The sequence below is a fragment of the Kitasatospora sp. NPDC058115 genome (assembly GCF_042884635.1).
GTDB lineage: Bacteria > Actinomycetota > Actinomycetes > Streptomycetales > Streptomycetaceae > Kitasatospora.
Window position 1 is genome coordinate 9,878 of sequence record NZ_JBHVTL010000037.1, and the last position, 21,720, is coordinate 31,597.

Annotated in this window: 16 protein-coding genes; 15 read left to right on the plus strand and 1 reads right to left on the minus strand. The window is 75.1% G+C overall.

Annotated elements, in window-relative coordinates; translation table 11 throughout:
* The first annotated feature begins 347 nt into the window (after positions 1 to 347).
* The 8 genes from ACFVVL_RS31130 to ACFVVL_RS31165 all read left to right on the plus strand — a co-directional run bounded on the left by ACFVVL_RS31130 (position 348) and on the right by ACFVVL_RS31165 (position 8,869).
* The gene (locus ACFVVL_RS31130) at positions 348 to 986 is read left to right on the plus strand and encodes a response regulator (protein WP_380288360.1); all 639 of its coding nucleotides are present in this window, start codon (positions 348 to 350) and stop codon (positions 984 to 986) included.
* 122 nt (positions 987 to 1,108) lie between these two features.
* Complete coding sequence (locus tag ACFVVL_RS31135; RefSeq protein WP_387681099.1) at positions 1,109 to 3,796, plus strand: DNA translocase FtsK; 2,688 nt, start codon at positions 1,109 to 1,111, stop codon at positions 3,794 to 3,796.
* Between the two features lie 286 nt (positions 3,797 to 4,082).
* Positions 4,083 to 4,955: a helix-turn-helix domain-containing protein gene (locus ACFVVL_RS31140; protein WP_387681102.1), complete on the plus strand. Its 873-nt coding sequence runs from the start codon at positions 4,083 to 4,085 to the stop codon at positions 4,953 to 4,955.
* A gap of 96 nt (positions 4,956 to 5,051) precedes the next feature.
* Complete coding sequence (rimO, locus tag ACFVVL_RS31145; protein WP_380288366.1) at positions 5,052 to 6,524, plus strand: 30S ribosomal protein S12 methylthiotransferase RimO; 1,473 nt, start codon at positions 5,052 to 5,054, stop codon at positions 6,522 to 6,524.
* A complete protein-coding gene (gene pgsA, locus ACFVVL_RS31150) occupies positions 6,521 to 7,159 on the plus strand; it encodes a CDP-diacylglycerol--glycerol-3-phosphate 3-phosphatidyltransferase (RefSeq protein WP_380288368.1) in 639 nt (212 codons plus the stop codon). The genes rimO and pgsA overlap by 4 nt, the downstream gene beginning before the upstream one ends.
* A gap of 94 nt (positions 7,160 to 7,253) precedes the next feature.
* Positions 7,254 to 7,781, plus strand: coding sequence for a CinA family protein (locus ACFVVL_RS31155; protein WP_387681106.1), 528 nt, complete (start codon positions 7,254 to 7,256; stop codon positions 7,779 to 7,781).
* 382 nt (positions 7,782 to 8,163) lie between these two features.
* Positions 8,164 to 8,532, plus strand: coding sequence for a helix-turn-helix transcriptional regulator (locus tag ACFVVL_RS31160; RefSeq protein ID WP_350551437.1), 369 nt, complete (start codon positions 8,164 to 8,166; stop codon positions 8,530 to 8,532).
* Positions 8,533 to 8,632: 100 nt separating this feature from the next.
* Positions 8,633 to 8,869, plus strand: a complete 237-nt coding sequence (locus tag ACFVVL_RS31165; RefSeq protein ID WP_387681109.1) for a hypothetical protein — start codon at positions 8,633 to 8,635, stop codon at positions 8,867 to 8,869.
* Between the two features lie 63 nt (positions 8,870 to 8,932).
* Here the strand turns inward: ACFVVL_RS31165 and ACFVVL_RS31170 are convergent, their stop codons facing one another.
* Positions 8,933 to 13,618, minus strand: coding sequence for an ATP-dependent helicase (locus ACFVVL_RS31170; RefSeq protein ID WP_387681112.1), 4,686 nt, complete (start codon positions 13,616 to 13,618; stop codon positions 8,933 to 8,935).
* Positions 13,619 to 13,860: 242 nt separating this feature from the next.
* Here ACFVVL_RS31170 and ACFVVL_RS31175 point away from each other — a divergent pair, with 242 nt between their 5' ends.
* The 7 genes from ACFVVL_RS31175 to rny all read left to right on the plus strand — a co-directional run bounded on the left by ACFVVL_RS31175 (position 13,861) and on the right by rny (position 21,680).
* Entirely contained in the window at positions 13,861 to 15,423 is a 1,563-nt protein-coding gene (locus tag ACFVVL_RS31175) for a S8 family serine peptidase (protein ID WP_387681115.1), read from the plus strand.
* A 54-nt stretch (positions 15,424 to 15,477) separates the two neighbouring features.
* On the plus strand, positions 15,478 to 16,029 hold the full coding sequence (locus ACFVVL_RS31180; protein WP_380288378.1) for a GNAT family N-acetyltransferase: 552 nt from the start codon (positions 15,478 to 15,480) through the stop codon (positions 16,027 to 16,029).
* A 39-nt stretch (positions 16,030 to 16,068) separates the two neighbouring features.
* Positions 16,069 to 16,263: a DUF3046 domain-containing protein gene (locus ACFVVL_RS31185; RefSeq protein ID WP_380288380.1), complete on the plus strand. Its 195-nt coding sequence runs from the start codon at positions 16,069 to 16,071 to the stop codon at positions 16,261 to 16,263.
* A 79-nt stretch (positions 16,264 to 16,342) separates the two neighbouring features.
* On the plus strand, positions 16,343 to 17,620 hold the full coding sequence (locus ACFVVL_RS31190; RefSeq protein WP_387681119.1) for an AI-2E family transporter: 1,278 nt from the start codon (positions 16,343 to 16,345) through the stop codon (positions 17,618 to 17,620).
* 200 nt (positions 17,621 to 17,820) lie between these two features.
* On the plus strand, positions 17,821 to 18,933 hold the full coding sequence (gene recA / locus ACFVVL_RS31195; protein ID WP_380288384.1) for a recombinase RecA: 1,113 nt from the start codon (positions 17,821 to 17,823) through the stop codon (positions 18,931 to 18,933).
* Positions 18,934 to 18,937: 4 nt separating this feature from the next.
* Positions 18,938 to 20,008 carry a regulatory protein RecX gene (locus tag ACFVVL_RS31200; RefSeq protein WP_387681123.1) on the plus strand — a complete coding sequence of 357 codons (1,071 nt, stop codon included), beginning with the start codon at positions 18,938 to 18,940 and terminating at the stop codon, positions 20,006 to 20,008.
* A gap of 220 nt (positions 20,009 to 20,228) precedes the next feature.
* A complete protein-coding gene (rny, locus tag ACFVVL_RS31205) occupies positions 20,229 to 21,680 on the plus strand; it encodes a ribonuclease Y (protein WP_387681126.1) in 1,452 nt (483 codons plus the stop codon).
* Positions 21,681 to 21,720 lie beyond the last annotated feature (40 nt).

The following is a 21,720-nucleotide window of genomic DNA, read 5'->3' on the forward strand; positions in this document are numbered from 1 at the left end:
GGCGCCCCCCGGCCGGGCCCCCCCCGCCCCCCCCCCGCGCGGTTTTCCTCCCGGCTGCTGTGGGGTGGGTTTCACCCACGGTGCCCCCGCCGCCACCCACGCCGGTGGGGCGGGCGGTTTGCTGGCGGGGAGGGCCGGGAACCCGGTAGGGTCACCGATCGTTGCGAACAGTGACCGAGTGGCGACTCGCTGGTGAGCGTACGCCGGTGCACTGACTGCGCGCCGCTCCGGATCCGGACGCGACGGAGCGATGTGCCGGGCGAGGGGGTGCGGCTAGCATGACCGGGGTAGTGGTGGGCAGTACGCGGGTGCCTTCCCCAGGTAGGCAGGCGACAGGAGGGCGCGTCGTGATGCAGAAGGCGAAGATCCTCCTGGTCGACGACCGGCCGGAGAACCTGCTGGCGCTGGAGGCGATCCTCTCGGCGCTGGACCAGACCCTGGTCCGGGCGGCGTCCGGCGAGGAGGCGCTCAAGGCGCTGCTCACCGACGACTTCGCGGTGATCCTGCTGGACGTCCAGATGCCCGGGATGGACGGCTTCGAGACCGCCGCCCACATCAAGCGCCGCGAGCGCACCCGGGACATCCCGATCATCTTCCTGACCGCGATCAACCACGGTCCGCACCACACCTTCCGCGGCTACGCGGCCGGCGCGGTGGACTACATCTCCAAGCCGTTCGACCCCTGGGTGCTGCGCGCCAAGGTCTCCGTCTTCGTCGACCTCTACATGAAGAACTGCCAGCTGAAGGAGCAGGCCGCGCTGCTGCGGCTGCAGCTGGAGGCGAGCGGCAACGAGCCGGCCATCGGCGGCGCGCTGCTCGGCGAGCTGTCGGCCCGGCTGGCGGCGGTCGAGGAGCAGGCCGAGTCGCTGACCAAGCAGCTGGACGGCACCGAGGACGGCGGTGCGGCGGCCACCGCGGCGCACCTGGAGCGCAAGCTGGCCGGTCTGCGGCGCGCGCTGGACGCGCTGCGCCCCGGCACGGACTGAGCGCGGTCCCGGTTCGCCCGTCCGGGTGAACCCGGACGGGGTGACGGTGTGTCGGCGACACGTTCCGGACCCCGGTCGCACGACGTGGGCACAGCTCGTGCGCCCCGGTAGGCTGCTGACCCATGGCCACACGTACGCCCGGAAGCGCGGCACGCAATTCGAGTCCGGGACCGTCCAAGAAGGCCGCGGCGAAGGCTCCGGCCAAGCCGCCCGCCAAGAAGGCGGCCGCGAAGAAGGCCGCCCCGGCGAAGAAGACCGCGGCCAGGAAGGCCGCCGCACCGCCCCCCGCCCCCCGGCCGATACTCCTGCGCGCCGTGCGCGCCGTCTGGCTCGGCGCGGCGCACGCGATCGGCGCCGTCTTTCGGGGCTTCGGCGACGGCGCGAAGAACCTGGACCCGGCGCACCGCAAGGACGGCCTCGGCCTGCTGCTGCTCGCGCTGGCGCTGGTCACCGCCGCCGGCACCTGGTTCAGCCCGCAGGGCTGGCTGGGCGAGGCGGCCACCAACGTGGTCTCCGGCCTGTTCGGCCGGCTCGACGTGCTGGTGCCGTTCCTGCTGGCGGCCGTCGCGATCCGGCTGATGCGCCACCCGGAGCTGCCGGAGGCCAACGGCCGGATCATGATCGGCCTGACCACCCTGCTGGTCGGCGTGCTCGGCCTGGTCCACATCGGCTGCGGCGCGCCCGTGATGGGCAGCGGCGCGACCCGGATAAGGACGGCCGGGGGGATCATCGGCTGGGCCGCGTCCACCCCGATGATGGCCGCCGCCGGGCCGGCCCTCGCGGTGCCGCTGCTCCTGCTGCTGGCCTTCTTCGGCCTGCTCGTCACCACCGCCACCCCGGTCAACCGGATCCCCGAGCGGATGCGCGCGGTCGGTGTCCGGCTGGGCGTGGTCGAACCCGGACCGCAGGACCTCGCCGAGGGGCGTGCGCCGGAGCGCGAACTCTCCAACGAACCCCCCGAGGACGCCGACCCCGCCGCGCTGCCGTTCACCGTGGACACGGACGGTGACGACCCCTCCGACGAGGTGGCCGCCCGTCGGCGCCGCCGCAGGCGCAAGCCCGACGAGGCGCCCGCGGACGAGCCGGACATGTTCGCCAAGGAGCCCCTGGACCCGTACACCACCCGCAACCTCGCCGCCGGCGCCGCCGCCGACCTGGACGGCGCGCTGGTCTACGGCGTGCCCGCCTCCTCGGCGGTGGCGGACATGATGCACCAGGTGCAGGACCGCACCGCCCCGCCGGAGGAGGCCGCCGTCCCGGCCGCCCGCACCGGCGGCGCCGGCGCCGGCGCGCCCGAGGAGCACGGCCCCGCGCCGGTCCGGATGGAGCAGCTCCAGCTCGCGGAGGGCCTCACCTACGCCCTGCCCTCGCTCGACCTGCTGGAGCGCGGCGGCCCCGCCAAGGCCCGCAGCGCCCTCAACGACGAGGTGGTGGCCCAGCTCACCGGGACCTTCTCCGAGTTCAAGGTGGACGCCCGGGTGACCGGCTTCACCCGAGGCCCGACGGTCACCCGCTACGAGGTCGAGCTCGGCCCCGCGGTCAAGGTCGAGCGGATCACCGCGCTCGCCAAGAACATCGCCTACGCGGTGGCCAGCCCGGACGTGCGGATCATCAGCCCGATCCCGGGGAAGTCCGCGGTCGGCATCGAGATCCCCAACCGGGACCGCGAGATGGTCAACCTCGGCGACCTGCTGCGCTCGCGCACCGCCGCCGAGGACACCCACCCGATGGTCGTCGGCATGGGCAAGGACGTCGAGGGCCACACCGTGATGGCCAACCTCGCCAAGATGCCGCACATCCTGGTGGCCGGCGCGACCGGCGCCGGCAAGTCGTCCTGCATCAACTGCCTGATCACCTCGATCCTCGCCCGGGCCACCCCGGACGAGGTGCGGATGGTGCTGGTCGACCCCAAGCGGGTCGAGCTGACCGCCTACGAGGGCATCCCGCACCTCATCACGCCGATCATCACCAACCCGAAGAAGGCCGCCGAGGCCCTCCAGTGGGTGGTCCGCGAGATGGACATGCGCTACGACGACCTCGCCGCGTTCGGCTTCCGGCACGTGGACGACTTCAACGCGGCGGTCCGGGCCGGCACCGTCACCCCGCCGCTCGGCAGCGAGCGCGAGCTGACGCCGTACCCGTACCTGCTGGTGATCGTCGACGAGCTGGCCGACCTCATGATGGTCGCCCCGCGCGACGTCGAGGACTCGGTGGTCCGGATCACCCAGCTCGCCCGCGCGGCCGGCATCCACCTGGTGCTGGCCACCCAGCGGCCCTCGGTCGACGTGGTCACCGGTCTGATCAAGGCCAACGTGCCCTCCCGGCTCGCCTTCGCCACCTCGGCGATGGCCGACTCCCGGGTCATCCTGGACCAGCCCGGCGCCGAGAAGCTGATCGGCAAGGGTGACGCGCTGTTCCTGCCGATGGGCGCCAGCAAGCCGATCCGCATGCAGGGCGCGTTCGTCACCGAGGCCGAGATCGCCGCCGTGGTCAAGCACTGCAAGGACCAGCTGTCCGCCGTCTACCGGGACGACGTGATGGTCGGCGGCGGGCCGAAGAAGGAGATCGACGAGGAGATCGGCGACGACCTGGAGCTGCTGATCCAGGCGGCCGAGCTGGTCGTCTCCACCCAGTTCGGCTCCACCTCGATGCTCCAGCGCAAGCTGCGGGTGGGCTTCGCCAAGGCCGGGCGGCTGATGGACCTCATGGAGTCGCGCGGCATCGTCGGTCCGAGCGAGGGCTCCAAGGCCCGCGACGTCCTGGTGAAGCCGGAGGAGCTGGACGGGGTGATCGTCTCCATCCGCGGCTGAGGCGGCCGTGACCGTTGACGGGTGTTCACCCGGCCGGAGGGGGGTAGGCGGCCGGGTACGGAACCGATCGGGTGCGCACCGCGTCCCATGAGCGACACCGGACGCGCGGGCGGCGGTGCGGGGGCCCCGGGGACGGCGGCCCCCCGCACTGACGGGCGGTCAGTGCACGCCCGGCCCCGGGCCGGGGCGGCCGAGCGCATTCGGGCCTGTTCCGCTTGAGAAACGATCCGCCCGCGCCCCTAGACTGTTCCCCAGCAGGTGGCCCACCGCTCGAAAGGCGTGCACCGTGACCATCGGCAAGTCCCCCGACCGCGAGAACGCCCCGATCCCCGCCCCGCCCGCCGGCGCCGCGGAACCGGCGGCCGATGCCCCGAGCATCGGCCGGGTGCTGTCCGCCGCCCGGATCGCGGCCGGACTCACGGTGGATCAGGTGAGCAGTGCCACCCGGGTCCGGGTGCCGATCGTGCACTCCATCGAGGAGGACGACTTCGGCCGGTGCGGGGGCGACTTCTACGCCCGCGGCCACATCCGTGCGATCGCCCGGCTGGTCGGCGTCGACGGCGAGGCGCTGGTGGCCCGCTACGACGCCGCGCACGGCGGCTCGCCGGCCTCCAAGCGGCCCACCGAGCTGATCGAGAGCGGCCCGATCAAGGTCCCCGGCCGGGGCCGGCCGAACTGGACGGTGGCGATGGTCGCCGCGATCGTCGCGGTGGTCGGGATCATCGGCTTCAACCTGGTGAACGGCAAGACCGGGACCGGCACCACCGGCTCGGCCAGCGCCCCGTTGCCCTCCGGCTCCGGCACCGGCTCGGTCGCCCCGGCGGCCCCCGCCGCCACCCCGGCCGTGCAGCCGCCCGCCCCGGCGCCAAGCGCCCCGGCGATCGCCGCCGCCCCGGCCGACAAGGTCACCGTGAAGCTGGTCGCCGAGAAGGACACCAGCTGGGTCTCGGCGGTGGACGGCGCCGGGAAGTCGCTGTTCCAGAACAACATCGAGGAAGGCCAGGACCAGACCTTCACCGACCCCAAGCAGATCAAGCTGGTGATCGGCAACGCGGGCGCCGTGCACGTGTACGTCAACGGCAAGGACCTCGGCCCGGCGGGCAAGAACGGCCAGGTGGTGCACGTCACGTACACCCCCGGCGACCCGCAGGCGGGCTGATCGGCGGGGCCGGCCGCCCCCGGGCGGAACCGGCCGGAGGGCGAGCACGCCCTCCGGGGCGAACGGCTCCGGCGGTCGCGCGTTAATCTTGGCCCTATGCCTGAACGCCGTACTGTCGCCCTTGTCACGCTCGGATGCGCCCGCAACGAGGTGGACTCCGAGGAACTCGCCGGGCGACTGGAAGCCGACGGCTGGTTGCTCGTGGACGACGCCGCCGACGCCGACGTCGCCGTCGTCAACACCTGTGGCTTCGTCGAGGCCGCCAAGAAGGACTCCGTCGACGCCCTGCTGGAGGCCAACGACCTCAAGGACCACGGCCGCACCCAGGCCGTGGTCGCGGTCGGCTGCATGGCCGAGCGCTACGGCAAGGAGCTCGCCGACGCGCTGCCCGAGGCCGACGGCGTGCTCGGCTTCGACGACTACGCCGACATCTCCGACCGCCTGCAGACCATCCTGTCCGGCGGCCACCACGCCCCGCACATCCCGCGCGACCGCCGCAAGCTGCTGCCGCTGAGCCCCGTCGAGCGCCAGGCCGCCGCCACCGAGGTCGCGCTGCCCGGCCACGGCGCCCCCGAGGACCTGCCGGAGGGCCTCGCGCCCGCCTCCGGGCCGCGCACCCTGCGCAAGCGCCTGGACGACAGCCCGGTCGCCTCGGTCAAGCTCGCCTCCGGCTGCGACCGGCGCTGCTCGTTCTGCGCCATCCCGGCCTTCCGTGGCTCGTTCATCTCCCGCCGCCCCTCCGACGTGCTGCACGAGGCCCAGTGGCTGGCCGGGCAGGGCGTCCGCGAGGTCGTCCTGGTCAGCGAGAACAACACCTCGTACGGCAAGGACCTCGGCGACATCCGGCTGCTGGAGACCCTGCTCGGCGAGATCGCCGGGATCGACGGCGTCGAGCGGGTCCGGGTCTCCTACCTGCAGCCCGCCGAGATGCGCCCCGGGCTGATCGACGCGATGACCGGCACCGAGGGCGTGCTGCCCTACTTCGACCTGTCGTTCCAGCACTCCGCGCCGGCCGTGCTGCGCCGGATGCGCCGCTTCGGCTCCACCGACCAGTTCCTGGAGCTGCTGAAGACCATCCGCGACAAGGCCCCGCAGGCCGGCGCCCGGTCCAACTTCATCGTCGGCTTCCCCGGCGAGAGCGAGGAGGACTTCGCCGAGCTGGAGCGCTTCGTCACGCACGCCGGGCTGGACGCGATCGGCGTCTTCGGCTACTCCGACGAGGAGGGCACCGAGGCCGCGACGTACGGCGACAAGCTGCCCGAGGACGTGGTCGCCGACCGGCTGACCCGGCTCAGCAGGCTCGCCGAGGAGATGACCGCCCAGCGGGCCGAGCAGCGGATCGGCACCGAGGTCGAGGTGCTGGTCGAGTCGGTCGACGGCGACCTGGTCGAGGGCCGCGCCGCCCACCAGGCGCCCGAGACGGACGGCCTCACCACGCTCACCGGCGTCGAGGACGCCGAGGTCGGGCGGTTCTACCGGGCCAAGGTCGTCGCCAGCGAGGGCGTCGACCTCGTCGCCGAGGCGCTGGAGCAGGTGCGGGTCCGCCGGGCACCGGGAGCCGGGGCATGACCCAGGGGCCCGGCGCCCCGACCGCGGCCCACCCGGGCAGACCGGCGGCCGCGGTGCCCCCGGCGCCGGGGATCTGGAACATCGCGAACATGCTGACCATGGTCCGGCTGCTGCTGGTCCCGGTCTTCGTCGGCCTGCTCTTCGCCGAGGGCGGCCACGACCCCAAGTGGCGCTCGGTGGCCTGGGCCTCCTTCGCGATCGCGATGATCACCGACCTGTTCGACGGCGAGCTGGCCCGGCGCAAGGGCCTGGTCACCGACTTCGGCAAGATCGCCGACCCGATCGCCGACAAGGCGATCATGGGCGCGGCGCTGATCGGGCTGTCGGTGCTGGGCGACCTGCCGTGGTGGATCACCGTGGTGATCCTGGCCCGGGAGCTCGGCATCACGCTGATGCGGTTCTGGGTGATCCGCTTCGGGGTGATCCCGGCGAGCCGGGGCGGCAAGCTCAAGACGCTCACCCAGGGCATCGCCGTCGGTATGTACGTCCTGGAGCTGACCGGCTGGCTGGCCACCGCCCGGGCCGTGCTGATGGGCGTCGCGGTGGTGCTGACCATCGGCACCGCGCTGGACTACGTGGGCCAGGCGCTGCGCCTGCGCCGGGAGGGGCTGGCCGCGCAACGCCCGCAGGGGTGAAACCGCGCGGATGCCGGCCCCGGGCGGTCCCCGGGCCGCGCACAATGGCGGGGACCCCGGGGCGGGCCCGGGGAGCGCGAGGGAGGGACACCGGATGGGTGCTGGATCCGAGGCCGGCCCGGAGCAGGGGCGGGGCGACTACGGGCTGGCCGAGCGGGCGCACGCCGCGCTGCGGGCCCGGGGCGGCACGGTGGCGGTCGCGGAGTCGCTGACCGGCGGGCTGCTGGCGGCCGCGCTGGTGGACGTCCCCGGGGCGTCCGCGACCTTCCGGGGCTCGGTGACCGCCTACGCGACCGAGCTGAAGGCCTCGGTGCTCGGCGTCGACGAGGGGCTGCTGGACGTCCACGGCCCGGTCCACCCGGTGGTGGCGCGGCAGATGGCCGAGGGCGTGCGCCAGTTGCTCGGGGCGACCTACGGGGTCGCGACGACCGGGGTGGCCGGCCCGGAACCCCAGGACGGGCAGCCGGTCGGCACGGTACACCTCGCCGTCGCCGGTCCGGGGGGAACTCTGGTCAGTTCGCCACGGTTGTCGGGAGAGCGTGCCACAATCCGTCACAGGGCGGTGACCGCCGCTCTGGAGCTGCTCGTCGGGCGGCTCCCGTCCGGTACGCCCGCGCACTGAGCCGTCGTCCGCCCCGTCGCCGTCCGCCCCGCCAGCCACCCGTCACCCGCTCCCCGGCCTCCGCCGGGGCCGCCCGCCGAGATCTCCACCGAACCGAGATCTGCCGAACTGGCGTGCGGGCATCGCACACCTGGAGGATCGTGTTACATCGGAGGGCCTGGTTGGGCAGAAACCAGGTGGCGAACGAGTGGCGTGGCGGTGGCCGAGTGCCGCCCGGAGGGTACGACGAGGTGCCCGCGGACCCGGGTGCGACACCGAAATTGGGGAGGGGACAGCCTTGCAGCCCAGAGTGAACACGACCATGGTCCCCGCACGCGAAGCGGGCAAGGCGGTACGGTGGGGGCGTGACATCTCGATCCGCAGTCCGAGGAGGGAGGCACCGATGATCCTGCTCCGTCGCCTACTGGGCGATGTACTGCGTCGGCAGCGCCAGCGCCAGGGCCGCACACTCCGCGAGGTGTCGGCGGCCGCCAGGGTTTCGCTCGGATACCTCTCCGAGGTCGAGCGGGGACAGAAGGAGGCCTCCTCGGAGCTGCTCTCCGCCATCTGCGACGCGCTCGACGTCCGGATGTCCGAGGTCATGCGCGAGGTCAGCGACGAACTGTCGCTCGCCGAACTTGCGGCGATGGCCACCCTCTCCGAAGGTGAACTGCTGAGGCCGGTGCTCGAACCGGTTCCGCTGCCGGCCCCCGGCACCGACCGGGCGAACATGTCGCCCAAGGCCGCCGCGATGGACGTGGTCGCCGCCTGACCTGGCCTCGGTACGGGCCCTGCGGCCCGGTTGAGCGAAGGAGGCGGTCGTGCGCAGTGCGGCGGCGACGTGTGCCGGGGCCCGAATACGGTCCCGGCGGGTGCGGCGGGCCCTGGGGTTCCTGGTGCTCCTGGCGTGCGGGCTCGGCTGGTGGCTGACGGCCGGACCCGGGAGCCTGCCCGGCGGGGCCGTGCTGGGCCTGCTGGCGGCCGGCGGCTGGGGGCTCGGGCTGATCCCGGTCCACGCCGACTGGCGGTCCACCGGGCCGGTGCGACGCCGGACGGGTGAGCCGGCCCGGGCGGAGCCGCGGTGGGAGGCCGAACCTCCGGCCGGGTGACACGACGCGGACGAGGGCCGTGGGACCGATCGGTCCCACGGCCCTCGTCGTCCTCCCGACGGCTCAGGGGCGCAGCCGCAGACCGCGCGGGGTGGCGTGGAAGCCCGCCTGCTCCAGCGCGGTGCCGAGCGCCGAGCCGAGGGCCGGCGCTCCGTTGGCCCGCTCGACGGTGACGCTGCCCAGCGCCCCCGCCCGGGCCGCCCCGGCCAGCGCCTCGGCCGCCGCGGCGAGGGTGGCCTCGTCCTGCACCCAGGCCAGCAGCGACTTGCCGCCGCGCTCGACGTACAGGCACAGCTCGCCGTCGACCAGCACCACCAGGGCGCCGGCCTTCCGGCCGGGCCGGTGCGCCTTGCCCGCCGCCTCGGCGGAGCCTGCGGGCGGCTCGGGCCAGGGCAGGGCGGCGCCGTAGGCGTTGGCCGGGTCGGCGGCGGCCAGCACCAGGGCCTGCGGAGGCTCGGCGGACGGCGCGGCCGGCCACTCGGCGCCCCGGGCCCGCTCCAGCCGTCCGCTGACCGAGCGCAGCCGGTCGGCCGCGCCCTCCATGGCGAACTGGGCGCCGCCCAGCCCCTCGACGAAGTAGCCCCGGCGGGTGCGGCCGCGTTCCTCCATGGCGGCGAGCACCCGGTAGACCCCGGCGAAGCCGCCCGGGATCCGCTCGGCAGCGACCGCGCCCCGGGTGAGCAGCCCGTGCCGGTCCAGCAGGTTCTGCGCCTGGGCGGTGGCCCGCACGGTCGGGTCGGCGGCGAACGGGGGCAGCAGCGACCAGCGGCCGCCGACCGTCGGCGGGCCGCCGCGCAGCGTGCCGCCGGGCCGGCCGAAGGGGCGTCCGGCGCCGCCGAAGCGGCCGCGCGGGGTGGCCCGGGGTGCCCGGTGGGCGGTGGCGCCGGCGGTCCGGCCGGAGCCGAGCAGGGCGCGCAGCGGGGCCAGCGTGTCGTTGCTGACGTACCCGGCCCAGACGAGGTCCCACAGGGCCTCGACGACCTCCGCCTCGGGCGTCTGCGGCAGTTGGGCGACCAGCTGGCGGAAGAACAGCCCGTAGCCGCCGCTCAGTGCCTCCAGCAGCGCGGTGTGCACCGGGGTGACGGTGGGCGGCACCGGTTCGGGGCGCAGCAGGTGGGCGTTCTCGGCCAGGTGCAGGCTGATCCAGCCGTCCTTGCCGGGCAGGGCCCCGGCGCCGGCCCAGCCGATCTCGCCGGCTGCCGTCAGTTCGTCCAGCAGGCCGGGGGAGTAGTCGGCGAGCCGCGCCGGGAGGACCAGCTTCTCCAGGGCGGAGGCGGGCAGGGCGGTGCCCTGGAGCTGTTCGACGACCCGGAGCAGGCCGTCCGGGCCGCGCAGCCGGTGGCCGGCCAGGTGCTGCCACTGGGGGAGGAAGGCGGCCAGGGCGCGGGGCGGGACGGGTTCGACCTCCTGGCGCAGCGCGGCCAGTGAGCGGCGGCGCAGGCGGCGCAGGACGTCGGCGTCGCACCACTCGACGGTGGCGGTGTGGCCCTCGACCGGCCGGAACTCCCCCTGGACCAGGCGGCCGGTGGCGGTCAGGCGGTGCAGGGTGCCGGTGACCACGGCGGAGCCCAGGCCGAAGCGGGCGGCGGCCTCGGCGGCGGTGAACGGGCCGTGGGTGCGGGCGTGCCGGGCGAGCAGGTCGCCCAGCGGGTCCTTCACGGGTTCGGTGAAGGCCTCCGGCACGCCGACCGGCAGGGGGGTGCCGAGGGCGTCGCGCAGCCGGCCGGCGTCCTCGACGGCGGCCCAGCGCTGGTCGCCGGCGATCCGGACCTGGATCACCCGGCGGGCGGCCTCCAGCTCCAGGGCCCAGAGGGGTTCGGCGCCGCGGGCGGTCAGCTCGGCCTCGCTGAGCGGGCCGAGCAGGCGCAGCGCGTCGGCGACGCCCTCGGCGTCCTTGATCCGGCGTTCGGGGGTGAGCCGCTGGAGCTCGGCCTCCAGGTCGGCGAGGACCTGCGGGTCGAGCAGTTCGCGCAGTTCGGCCTGGCCGAGGAGTTCGGACAGCAGCCGGGAGTCGAGCGAGAGCGCGGCGGCGCGGCGTTCGGCGAGCGGGGAGTCGCCCTCGTAGAGGAACTGGGCGACGTACCCGAAGAGCAGGGAGCGGGCGAACGGGGAGGGCTCGGGGGTGGTGACCTCGACCAGCCGCACGGCGCGGGATTCGAGGTCCCCCATCAGCTCGACCAGGCCGGGGACGTCGAAGACGTCCTGGAGGCACTCGCGGACGGCCTCCAGCACGATCGGGAAGGAGCCGTACTCGGCGGCGACCTCCAGCAGTTGGGCGGCGCGCCGGCGCTGCTGCCAGAGCGGGGTGCGCTTGCCGGGGTTGCGGCGGGGGAGCAGCAGGGCGCGCCCGGCGCACTCGCGGAAGCGGGAGGCGAACAGCGCGGAGCCGCCGACCTGGTCGGTGACCAGCTGTTCGATCTCCTGCGGGTCGAACAGGGCGGCGTCGGCGCCGACCGGGGCGTCGTCGGTGACCGGCCGGTCGGTGGGGCTCGCGAAGTCGAAGTCGGGGGCCAGCAGGTCGGCGTCCGGGAGCCGGAGCACGATGCCGTCGTCGGCGTGCATCACCTGGGGGTCGAGGCCGTGCTTCTCGCGCAGCCGGGCGGCGAGGGCGAGTGCCCAGGGGGCGTGCACCTGGGCGCCGAAGGGGGAGTGCACGACGATCCGCCAGTCGCCGAGCTCGTCGCGGAAGCGTTCGACCACGATGGTGCGGTCGTCGGGGAGGTGGCCGCAGGCGGCGCGCTGCTCGGCGAGGTAGTCGAGCAGGTTGCCGGCGGCCCAGTCGTCCAGGCCGGCCTGCTTCAGCCGGGCGGTGGCGGTCTGCGGGTCGAGCGCGCCGAGTTCGCGGGTGAAGGCGCCGAGGGCGCGGCCGAGTTCGAGCGGGCGGCCGAGGCTGTCGCCCTTCCAGAACGGCAGCCGCCCGGGGACGCCGGGGGCGGGGGTGACCAGCACCTTGTCGTGGGTGATGTCCTCGATCCGCCAGGAGGTGGTGCCGAGGGTGAAGACGTCGCCGACCCGGGACTCGTAGACCATCTCCTCGTCCAGCTCCCCGACCCGGCCGCCGCCCTTCTTGGGATCGGCGCCGGCGATGAAGACGCCGAACAGGCCGCGGTCGGGGATGGTGCCGCCGGAGGTGACGGCGAGCCGCTGGGCGCCGGGGCGGCCGCTGACGGTGCCGGCCACGCGGTCCCAGACCAGCCGGGGGCGCAGCTCGGCGAAGGCGTCCGAGGGGTAGCGGCCGGCCAGCATGTCGAGCACGGCGTCGAACGCGGACTGTGGGAGGGTGGCGAACGGCGCGGCCCGGCGGACCGCGGTGAGCAGTTCGTCGACCTGCCAGGTGTCCATCGCGGTCATCGCGACCAGCTGCTGGGCGAGCACGTCGAGCGGGTTGCGGGGGATGCGCAGCGCCTCGATCCGTCCGGCCCGCATCCGTTCGGTGACCACGGCGGACTGCACCAGGTCGCCCCGGTACTTGGGGAACACGACGCCGGTGGAGACGGCGCCGACCTGGTGGCCGGCCCGGCCGACCCGCTGGAGGCCGGAGGCGACCGAGGGCGGGGACTCCACCTGGACCACCAGGTCGACGGCGCCCATGTCGATGCCCAGCTCCAGGCTGGAGGTGGCGACCACGGCGGGCAGCCGGCCGGCCTTGAGCTCCTCCTCGACCAGGGCGCGCTGTTCCTTGGAGACCGAGCCGTGGTGGGCGCGGGCGATCACCGCCGGGGCGCCCCTGGCGGCGCCGGAGCCGCCCATCAGCAGGGCGGGGGCGTGCGCCTCGGGCAGCGCGGCGCCGGTGGCGCGTTCGTGGGCGATCTCGTTGAGCCGGTTGCAGAGCCGTTCGGCGAGGCGCCGGGAGTTGGCGAAGACGATGGTCGAGCGGTGGGCCTGGACGAGGTCGACGATCCGCTCCTCGACGTGCGGCCAGATGGACGACTGGCGCTGCGGGTCGTCGTCGGCGGCGCCGGCCGCGGCGGGGGCGGCGGGCAGGTCGTCGAGGTCCGGGACGGGGACGACCACCGAGAGGTCGAACTCCTTGGCGGCGGCCGGCTGGACCACCTCGGCGCCGCGCCCGGGGCTGAGGAAGCGGGCCACCTCCTCGACCGGGCGGACGGTGGCGGACAGGCCGATCCGGCGGGCCGGGCGGTCGAGCAGTTCGTCCAGCCGTTCCAGGGAGAGTGCGAGGTGGGCGCCGCGCTTGGTGCCGGCGACGGCGTGCACCTCGTCCAGGATCACCGTGTCGATGCCGCGCAGGGCGTCCCGGGAGGCGGAGGTGAGCAGCAGGAAGAGCGACTCGGGGGTGGTGATGAGGATGTCCGGCGGATGGGTGGCGAAGCGGCGGCGGTCGGCGGCGGGCGTGTCGCCGGAGCGGATGGCGACCCGGACGTCGGGTTCGGGCAGGCCGAGCCGGACGGCGGCCTGGCGCAGGCCGGTCAGCGGGGCGCGGAGGTTGCGCTCGACGTCCACCGCGAGGGCCTTGAGCGGGGAGATGTAGAGGACCCGGCAACGGCGCCCGGGTTCGGCGGGGGGCGGGGTGCTGCTGAGCCGGTCCAGGGCGGACAGGAAGGCGGCGAGGGTCTTGCCGGAGCCGGTGGGGGCGACCACCAGGACGTCGTTGTCCCGGGCGATGGCGCGCCAGGCCTCGGCCTGGGCGGAGGTGGGCGCGGAGAAGGCGCCGCCGAACCAGGCCCGGGTGGCGGGGGCGAAGCCGGCCGTCGGGTCGGCCGGGGAGGGGGTCGGGTGCGCGGTCGCCATGCCCCCATGGTGCCGGGTGGCACCGACAAGGGGGCGGGTCCGGCGGGGCGGCGGTCGTCCGGGCGCGGTCGTCCGGGGCCGGCCGGCCGGGGCGTTGGCCGTTCGGGGCAATCGGGAAGGCAGAACGGACAAGCGGATCATATGGTGATGATTCAGTCATTGTGATGCCCCTGTGAAGACCAGCCCTCCCGCGGCCGGCCGCCCCGGTGCGGCCGCCGGGCCCGACGAGCGGAGACCGTGCCATGGCACAGGCGGACCCGTCCGGCCGCGGTCCCGTCCCGGTCCCCCTGCGGGTGGCCGGTCCGGCCGGGGGCGCCCGGCGCCGCGGCCGGGGGCCGCTGCGCGTCGTGCTCGCGATGCTGCTCACCGCGCTGGTCGCCGGGGGCGCCGTGCCGTACGTCGCCGGGCCGGGGCGGGCCTACCTCAGCTACCTGGTCCTCGCCGAGCGGGCGGATCCCGACGGGGCCGGGCGCGCCGCGCAGGAGGCCCGCGCGGCCGGCGGGCAGGTCGTCCAGGAGTACCCGCAGATCGGGGCGGTGCTCGCGTACGCCGCCGGGGGATTCGCGGAGCGGGTGCGCGGGCGGCCGGGCGTGGCGGCGGTCGGCGCCACCCGCACCTCGCCGGTGCCGGGACCGCCCCGGTCGGTGGACGGCGCCGGGGACTTCCGGACCGGGACGGACGGCGGCGACCGCGCGGGCGGCCCCCGCGGACCCGGCGGCGGGGACGGCGGGGACGACAGCACCGCCACGGTCGCCGACCCGGGCGAGCGCGACGCCTGGAACCTCGCGCTGCTCGGCGTCGCCGACACCGCCCCCGGTCCGCCGCGCGCCCCGGACGCCCCCGGCGCCGCGGCCCTGCGCAAGGTGCTGGTCGCCGTCCTCGACTCGGGCGTCGACGACACCCACCCCGACCTGCGGGCCGCCGTCGACCCGAAGAGCTCAGCCTCCTGCGCCGACGGCCGCCCCGACGCCCGCACCGGCTCCTGGCGCCCCGACAGCGGGGTCGGCGAGAGCGGTCACGGCACGCACGTCGCCGGGATCGTCGGCGCCGCCCGGGACGGCCACGGCGTCAGCGGGGTCGCCCCCGGGGTGCGGATCGCCGCCGTCCGGCTGCTCGGCCCGCTCGGCCAGTACTACGCCGAGAACATCGTCTGCGGCCTGCTCTGGGCCGCCGACCACGGCGCCCGGGCGATCAACAACAGCTACTTCGCCGACCCCTGGAAGTACAACTGCCCCGACGACCCCGACCAGGCCGCGCTGACCGCCGCCGTCGGCCGGGCCGTCGACTACGCCCGCCGGCGGGGCGCGGTGGTGGTCGCCTCGGCCGGCAACGACGCGCAGGACCTCGGCGCCGTCCGCACCGACGAGCGCAGCCCCAACGACCGCACCACCGGAGCGCCGCAGTCCCGCTCCCTGGGCCCCGAGTGCGTCCGGCTGCCCGGGGAACTGCCCGGCGTGGTCACGGTGACCGCCGTCGACCGCGACGGCCGCCCGTCCGCCTACACCAACCACGGGCGCGGCCGGGTCTCGCTGGCCGCCCCCGGCGGGGACCCGGACGGCGGCTCGCAGGGGGCGGTGGTCTCCGACTGGCCCGGTGGCCGCTACGCCGCGCTGGCCGGCACCTCGATGGCCGCCGCGCACGTCACCGGCGCGGTCGCGGTGGCCGCCGCGCTGCACCCGGACTGGGACTCCGACCGGCTCGCCGCCCTGCTGGCCACCACCGCGGACGCCGCCTGCCCGCCGGGCCCGCACGCCTGCGCCGACCACGAGTACGCGGGCGCCGGGGCGCTCGTCCTGCCGCGCTGAGCGGGGCCGGGAAAACCGGGTGACGGACCGGGGCGGACGGGCGAGGATCGGCGGATGGACGTCTTCCTCACCACCGAGCGGCTGGTGCTGCGCCGCTTCACCGCCGACGACGTGGACGCCCTCGTCGAACTGGACGCCGACCCGGAGGTCACCCGCTACCTCACCGGCGGGCGGCCCACCCCGCGCGAGGTGGTGGAGTCCGCCCTGCTGCCGCTCTACCTCGACCACTACCGGCGCTACGGCGACCTCGGCTGGTGGGCCGCCGAGGAGCGGGCCGGCGGGGCCTTCCTCGGCTGGTTCGAGTTCCGGCCGCCGGCCGGCGACCGCACCGAGGTCGAGCTGGGCTACCGGCTGCGCCGCCCGGCCTGGGGGCGGGGCTACGCGACCGAGGGCTCCCGGGCACTGATCCGCCGGGGCTTCACCGGGCTCGGCGTCGAGCGGGTGGTGGCGTACACCATGGCGGTCAACCGCGGCTCGCGGCGGGTGATGGAGAAGTCCGGGCTCTCGTACGTGCGGACCTTCCACGAGGACCACCCGGATCCGATCCCGGGCACCGAGCACGGCGAGGTCGAGTACGCCGTGACGGCGGGCGACTGGCACCCGTAGCGGGCGGGCCGTGCCGGGCGGTCCGGGATACTGGGGGGCATGAGGCTGACGGAGTTCTGGCGGCGGATGTACGCGCACTTCGGCGAGGGGTACGCGGAGTCCTTCGCGAGCGACCACGTGATGAGCGAGCTCGGCGGACGGACGGTCCGCCAGGCGCTGGAGGCGGGCTGGGAGGCCAAGGACGTCTGGCGGGTGGTCTGCGACACCCAGGGCGTCTCCTCCGTGCTCCGCTGACCCGGTCCGGCCCCGGCCGCCGTACCGCGACCCCCGCCCGATGCTCGAACGCGCGTCGGGCATGGGTCAGACTGTGCGGGTGGCAAGCAGTGCAGAACAGCAGAATTCGGACAGGTCGGCGCAGGTCGCCGACGAGGCCGCGGGCCCTACGCCCGCCTCCCCGCCGCCCGGACCGCCGCCGGCCCGCACCGCGGGGGACGGCCTCTGGGGTTCCGGGATGCCGCGCTGGCTGCCCCGGGCGATGGTGCTGGCGCTGGTCATGGTCGGGCTGTTCCAGCTCGCCGACTGGGCCTTCCACGAGCTGATCGACCTCTTCGTGATGCTGCTGGTCTCCTTCTTCCTGTCACTGGCGCTGGAGCCGGCGGTGGACCGGATGGCCGCCCGCGGGGTGCGCCGCGGGGTCGGCACCTTCCTGGTCTTCGTCGCGGTGGCGATCGCCGTCGGCGGCTTCCTGACCGCGCTCGGCACCCTGCTGGTCGACCAGGTGGCGAAGATCGCGAGCGACCTCCCGCACCTGCTCGACAACCTGATCACCTGGATCAACAGCACCTTCCACCAGGAACTCTCGCTGGACGAGCTGCAGAAGAAGCTGCTCAAGGACTCCGGGGCGATCGAGACCTACGCCCAGCAGGCCGCGGACAACGTCTGGGGCGTCTCCTCGACCCTGATCGGCGGGCTGTTCCAGGCGTTCACGGTCGGCCTCTTCACCTTCTACTTCACCGCCGACGGCCCCCGGGTGCGGCGGACCGTCTGCTCGATGCTGCCGCCCGCCAAGCAGGCCGAGGTGCTGCGGGCCTGGGAGATCGCGCTGGCCAAGACCGGCGGCTACCTCTACTCCCGGGCCCTGCTCGCGGTCGCCTCGGCGCTCGCGCACTGGGTGATGTTCACCCTGCTGGACCTTCCGTACGCGGCGGCGCAGGCGGTCTGGGTCGGCGTCATGTCGCAGTTCGTGCCGACCATCGGCACCTATCTGGCGGGGGCGCTTCCGGTGCTGGTGGCGCTCACCACCGACGAGCCGGTGGACGCGCTCTGGGTGCTGGTGTTCGTGACCGTCTACCAGCAGATCGAGAACTACCTGCTGCATCCGCGGATCACCGCGAAGACGGTGGACGTGCACCCGGCGGTGGCGTTCGGCGCGGTGATCGCCGGTGCGGCGCTGCTCGGCGGGGTCGGCGCGCTGATCGCCATCCCGGCGGCGGCCACCCTGCAGGGCTTCGTCGGCACGTACGTCCGGCGCTACGAGGTGACCGACCCGCGGGTCGACCGCGGCGAGCAGCGCCGGCAGCGGCGGGAGCTGCGCCGGGAGGCGGCGCGCCGGCTGCGGCGGATGGTCGGCGGGGACTCGGACCGGCGGTAGCCGGAACGGCCTCCGCGGGCGGCGGTCCGGCCCGGGGTGATCACGGCTCGAACGGGCCGGGCTTGATTCGAACACTTGTTCTTTGTACTCTCCGGCGCAGAGTTCTCCCCAGGCAGAGCCGGGTCGGAGCCGATTGTCGGTGGGACGCGCTAGCGTCGAGGACGATGAAGCGCACAGCACAGAACCCGAGGGTGGAAGCCATGGCAGGTACGGACCGCGAGAAGGCCCTTGAGACGGCGCTCGCCCAGATCGAGCGGCAGTTCGGCAAGGGCTCGGTGATGCGCCTCGGTGAGAAGGCCAACGAGCCGGTCGAGGTGATCTCCACCGGGTCCACCGCCCTGGACGTCGCCCTCGGGGTCGGCGGCATCCCGCGCGGCCGGGTGATCGAGATCTACGGCCCCGAGTCCTCCGGCAAGACGACGCTGACCCTGCACCTGGCGGCCAACGCCCAGAAGGCCGGCGGCACGGTCGCCTTCGTCGACGCGGAGCACGCCCTCGACCCGGAGTACGCCAAGAAGCTCGGCGTGGACACCGATGCCCTGCTGGTCAGCCAGCCGGACACCGGTGAGCAGGCGCTGGAGATCACCGACATGCTGATCCGCTCCGGCGCGATCGACCTGGTGATCATCGACTCCGTCGCGGCGCTCGTCCCGCGCGCGGAGATCGAGGGCGAGATGGGCGACTCGCACGTCGGTCTGCAGGCCCGGCTGATGAGCCAGGCGCTGCGGAAGATCGCCGGTGCGCTGAACCAGTCGAACACCACCGCGATCTTCATCAACCAGCTGCGCGAGAAGATCGGCGTGATGTTCGGCTCGCCGGAGACCACGACCGGTGGCCGGGCGCTGAAGTTCTACGCCTCGGTCCGCCTGGACATCCGCCGGATCGAGACCCTGAAGGACGGCACCGAGGCGGTCGGCAACCGCACCCGCGTCAAGGTCGTGAAGAACAAGGTCGCCGCGCCGTTCAAGCAGGCCGAGTTCGACATCCTCTACGGCGTGGGCATCAGCCGCGAGGGCGGCCTGATCGACATGGGCGTCGAACACGGTTTCATCCGCAAGTCGGGCGCCTGGTACACCTACGAGGGCGACCAGCTCGGCCAGGGCAAGGAGAACGCCCGCAACTTCCTGCGGGACAACCCGCAGCTCGCCGACGAGATCGAGCGGAAGATCAAGGGCAAGCTCGGCATCGGCCCGAAGGTGGAGGAGCCGGCCGAGGCGGCGGGTGCCGCCGAGGGCGCGGCCGCCAAGCCGATCACCGCGACCGCCGCCAAGACGGCCGCGGCGAAGAAGACCGCGGCGGCCGCCAAGGCCTGAACCGTTGACGCAGCACAGTGGGCCGGCCGGCCCGGAGGACGACGACCACGGGCCGCCCGACTGGTTCGCGGCCGTGGCGGACCCGGCACCGCAGGCCGCACCGGAACCCGGGTCCGTACCGGAGCGCGGCCCGCGCCCAGGACGGGCGCGCGGGTCCGCGCGGACGGCCGCGCCGGAGCGCGCCCGGCCCGCGCGACGGCCCGCGGCACGCCCGGCGGACGTCGGGGAGCTCGGACTGGTCTCCGCCTCCGAGCTGCCCTCGGGCCGGCGCCGGCGGCGCTCGGCGCTGGCGGCGGAGCAGCCCCCCGGCCGGCCGGCCGGTGAGGGCGACGGGGACGACGGGGCGGGAGCGGCCGGTCACGGGGGTGCGGCCGCCTCCGCCCCGGCGTTCCCGCAGGAGCGGCCGGCGCGGCGATCCGGACGCACCCGGCGCGGCGCGGCCGTAACGGACCGTGCGGCCGGTACGGACGGCGCGGACACCGCGGACGACGCGGACGGCGGCGGTCTCCCGGAGCGGGCCGCCGGGGCCTCCCGGCGCGGCCGGGCCGAGGAACCGGCCGACCCGGAGACCCGGGCCCGGGACATCTGCCTGCGCCTGCTCACCGGCGCGGCGAAGTCCCGCAAACAGCTCGCCGACGCCCTGCGCAAGCGGGAGATCCCGGACGAGGTCGCCGAGGAGGTGCTGACCCGGCTGGAGGAGGTCGGGCTGATCGACGACGCGGCCTTCGCCGCGGCCTGGGTGGAGTCCCGGCACAGCGTCCGGGGTCTGTCCCGGCGCGCGCTGGCGCAGGAGCTGCGGACCAAGGGGATCGCCGGGGAGCTCGCCGAGCGGGCCCTCGCCCAGCTCGACCCGGACGACGAGACCGAGGCCGCCCGCGCGCTGGTCGAGCGCCGGCTGCGGACCACCCGGGGCCTGGAGCGCCAGACCCGCACCCGCCGGCTGGTCGGCGTGCTGGCCCGTCGCGGCTACTCCGAAGGGCTGGCCTTCCGGGTGGTCCGGGAGGCGCTGGACGAGGAGGAGGCGGGGGCTTCGGACCAGGACGCGGCGTACGGGGACACGGCGTACGAGGACTGACGCCCGGGTCACCGGAGGTTACCCGAGGGTTGGTCAACTGCCTGGCCAGTCTTGACCGTTTCGTAACCCGCGCTTAGCCTCGCACTCAGTGCGGGAGCACCTCGATCATCCCTCGGCCACCCCCGGCCGCGCTCCCGGTCATGCCTGCGACCGGGCGGTTCGGGGCCTGGCGCGCGACGGTCCCGGGCGGCGTGCCGCGGTGGGACGGGGAGTGGGCAGCATGAGGATCGCGGTGAGCGCAGGACCGGCCGCCTCCCTGCTGGCGGCGGCCGTGCTGGTGGCCCTGGTGACCGCCTGGCTGCTGGCCCGGCGGTTGCGCGGCGCCCAGCGCCGGGCCGCCGCCGAGGCCGAGCGGGCCCGGCGCGAGACCGAGCGGCAGGCGGACCGGCTGCGCGCCGAACTCGACCGTCGCGAGGAGTGGTTGACGGGCGAGCTCGACCGGCTGCGGGTCCGCGAGGGCGAACTGGCCGAGCGGTCGGCCGAGGTGGCGCGCGCCCGGGACGAGGCGGAGGAACTGGTCCGCCGCCGGGCGGCCGAGCTGGAGCGGACCGCCGGGCTCTCCGCGGACCAGGCCCGTGCCGAACTCGTGCGCATGGCCGAGGCGCAGGCCCACCGCGCGGCGGCGGTCGCCGTCCGGGAGATCGAGCGCGCCGCCCGGGAGGAGGGCGAGCAACGGGCCCGTGCCATCGTGGCCGGGGCGATCCAGCGGCTGGCGGCCGAGCAGACCGCGGAGACCGCGGTGTCGGTGTTCCGGCTGCCCACCGAGGAGATGAAGGGCCGGGTGATCGGGCGCGAGGGCCGCAACATCAAGACCTTCGAGGCCGTCACCGGCGTCAATCTGATCATCGACGACACCCCGGCGGTGGTGCAGCTCTCCTGCTTCGACCCGGTCCGCCGGGAGACCGCGCGGCTCACCCTGGAACAGCTGGTCGAGGACGGCCGGATCCACCCGCTGCGGATCGAGCACGTCCATGCGCGCAGCCGCGCGGAGGTCGAACGCCGCTGCGTGCGGGCCGGTGAGGACGCGCTGCTCGCGACCAGGATCGGCGGCATGCACCCGGAGCTGGTCCGCACCCTGGGCACCCTGCGCTACCGGGCCTCGTACGGGCAGAACGTGCTCGGCCACCTGGTGGAGTCGGCGCACCTGGCCGGGATGATGGCCGCCGAACTCGGGGTGGACCCGGAGCCGGTGCGGCGCGCGGCGCTGCTGCACGACATCGGCAAGGCGCTGAGCCACGAGGTCGAGGGCAGCCACGCCGCGGTCGGCGCGGACTTCGCCCGGCGGCACGACGAACCGGCGGACGTGGTGCACGCGATCGCCGCGCACCACGGCGAGGTGGAGCCGCAGACCGTGGAGGCGGTGCTGGTGCAGGCCGCCGACGCCTGTTCGGGCGGCCGGCCGGGCGCCCGCAAGGAGTCCCTGGAGACGTACGTGCGACGGCTGGCCCGGCTGGAGGAGATCGCCCGGGCGCACGACGGCGTGGCGGACGTCTACGCGATGCAGGCCGGCCGGGAGGTGCGGGTGATGGTCCGCCCCGAGGTGGTGGACGACCTCGGGGCGCAGGTGATCGCCCGCGAGGTCGCCAAGCAGGTCGCCCAGGAGCTGACCTACCCGGGCCAGATCCGGGTCACGGTGGTCCGGGAGAGCCGGGTCACCGAGGTGGCCCGGTAGGGCGAGCCCGGCGGGGCCGCCCGACGGGGGCGTCGGACGC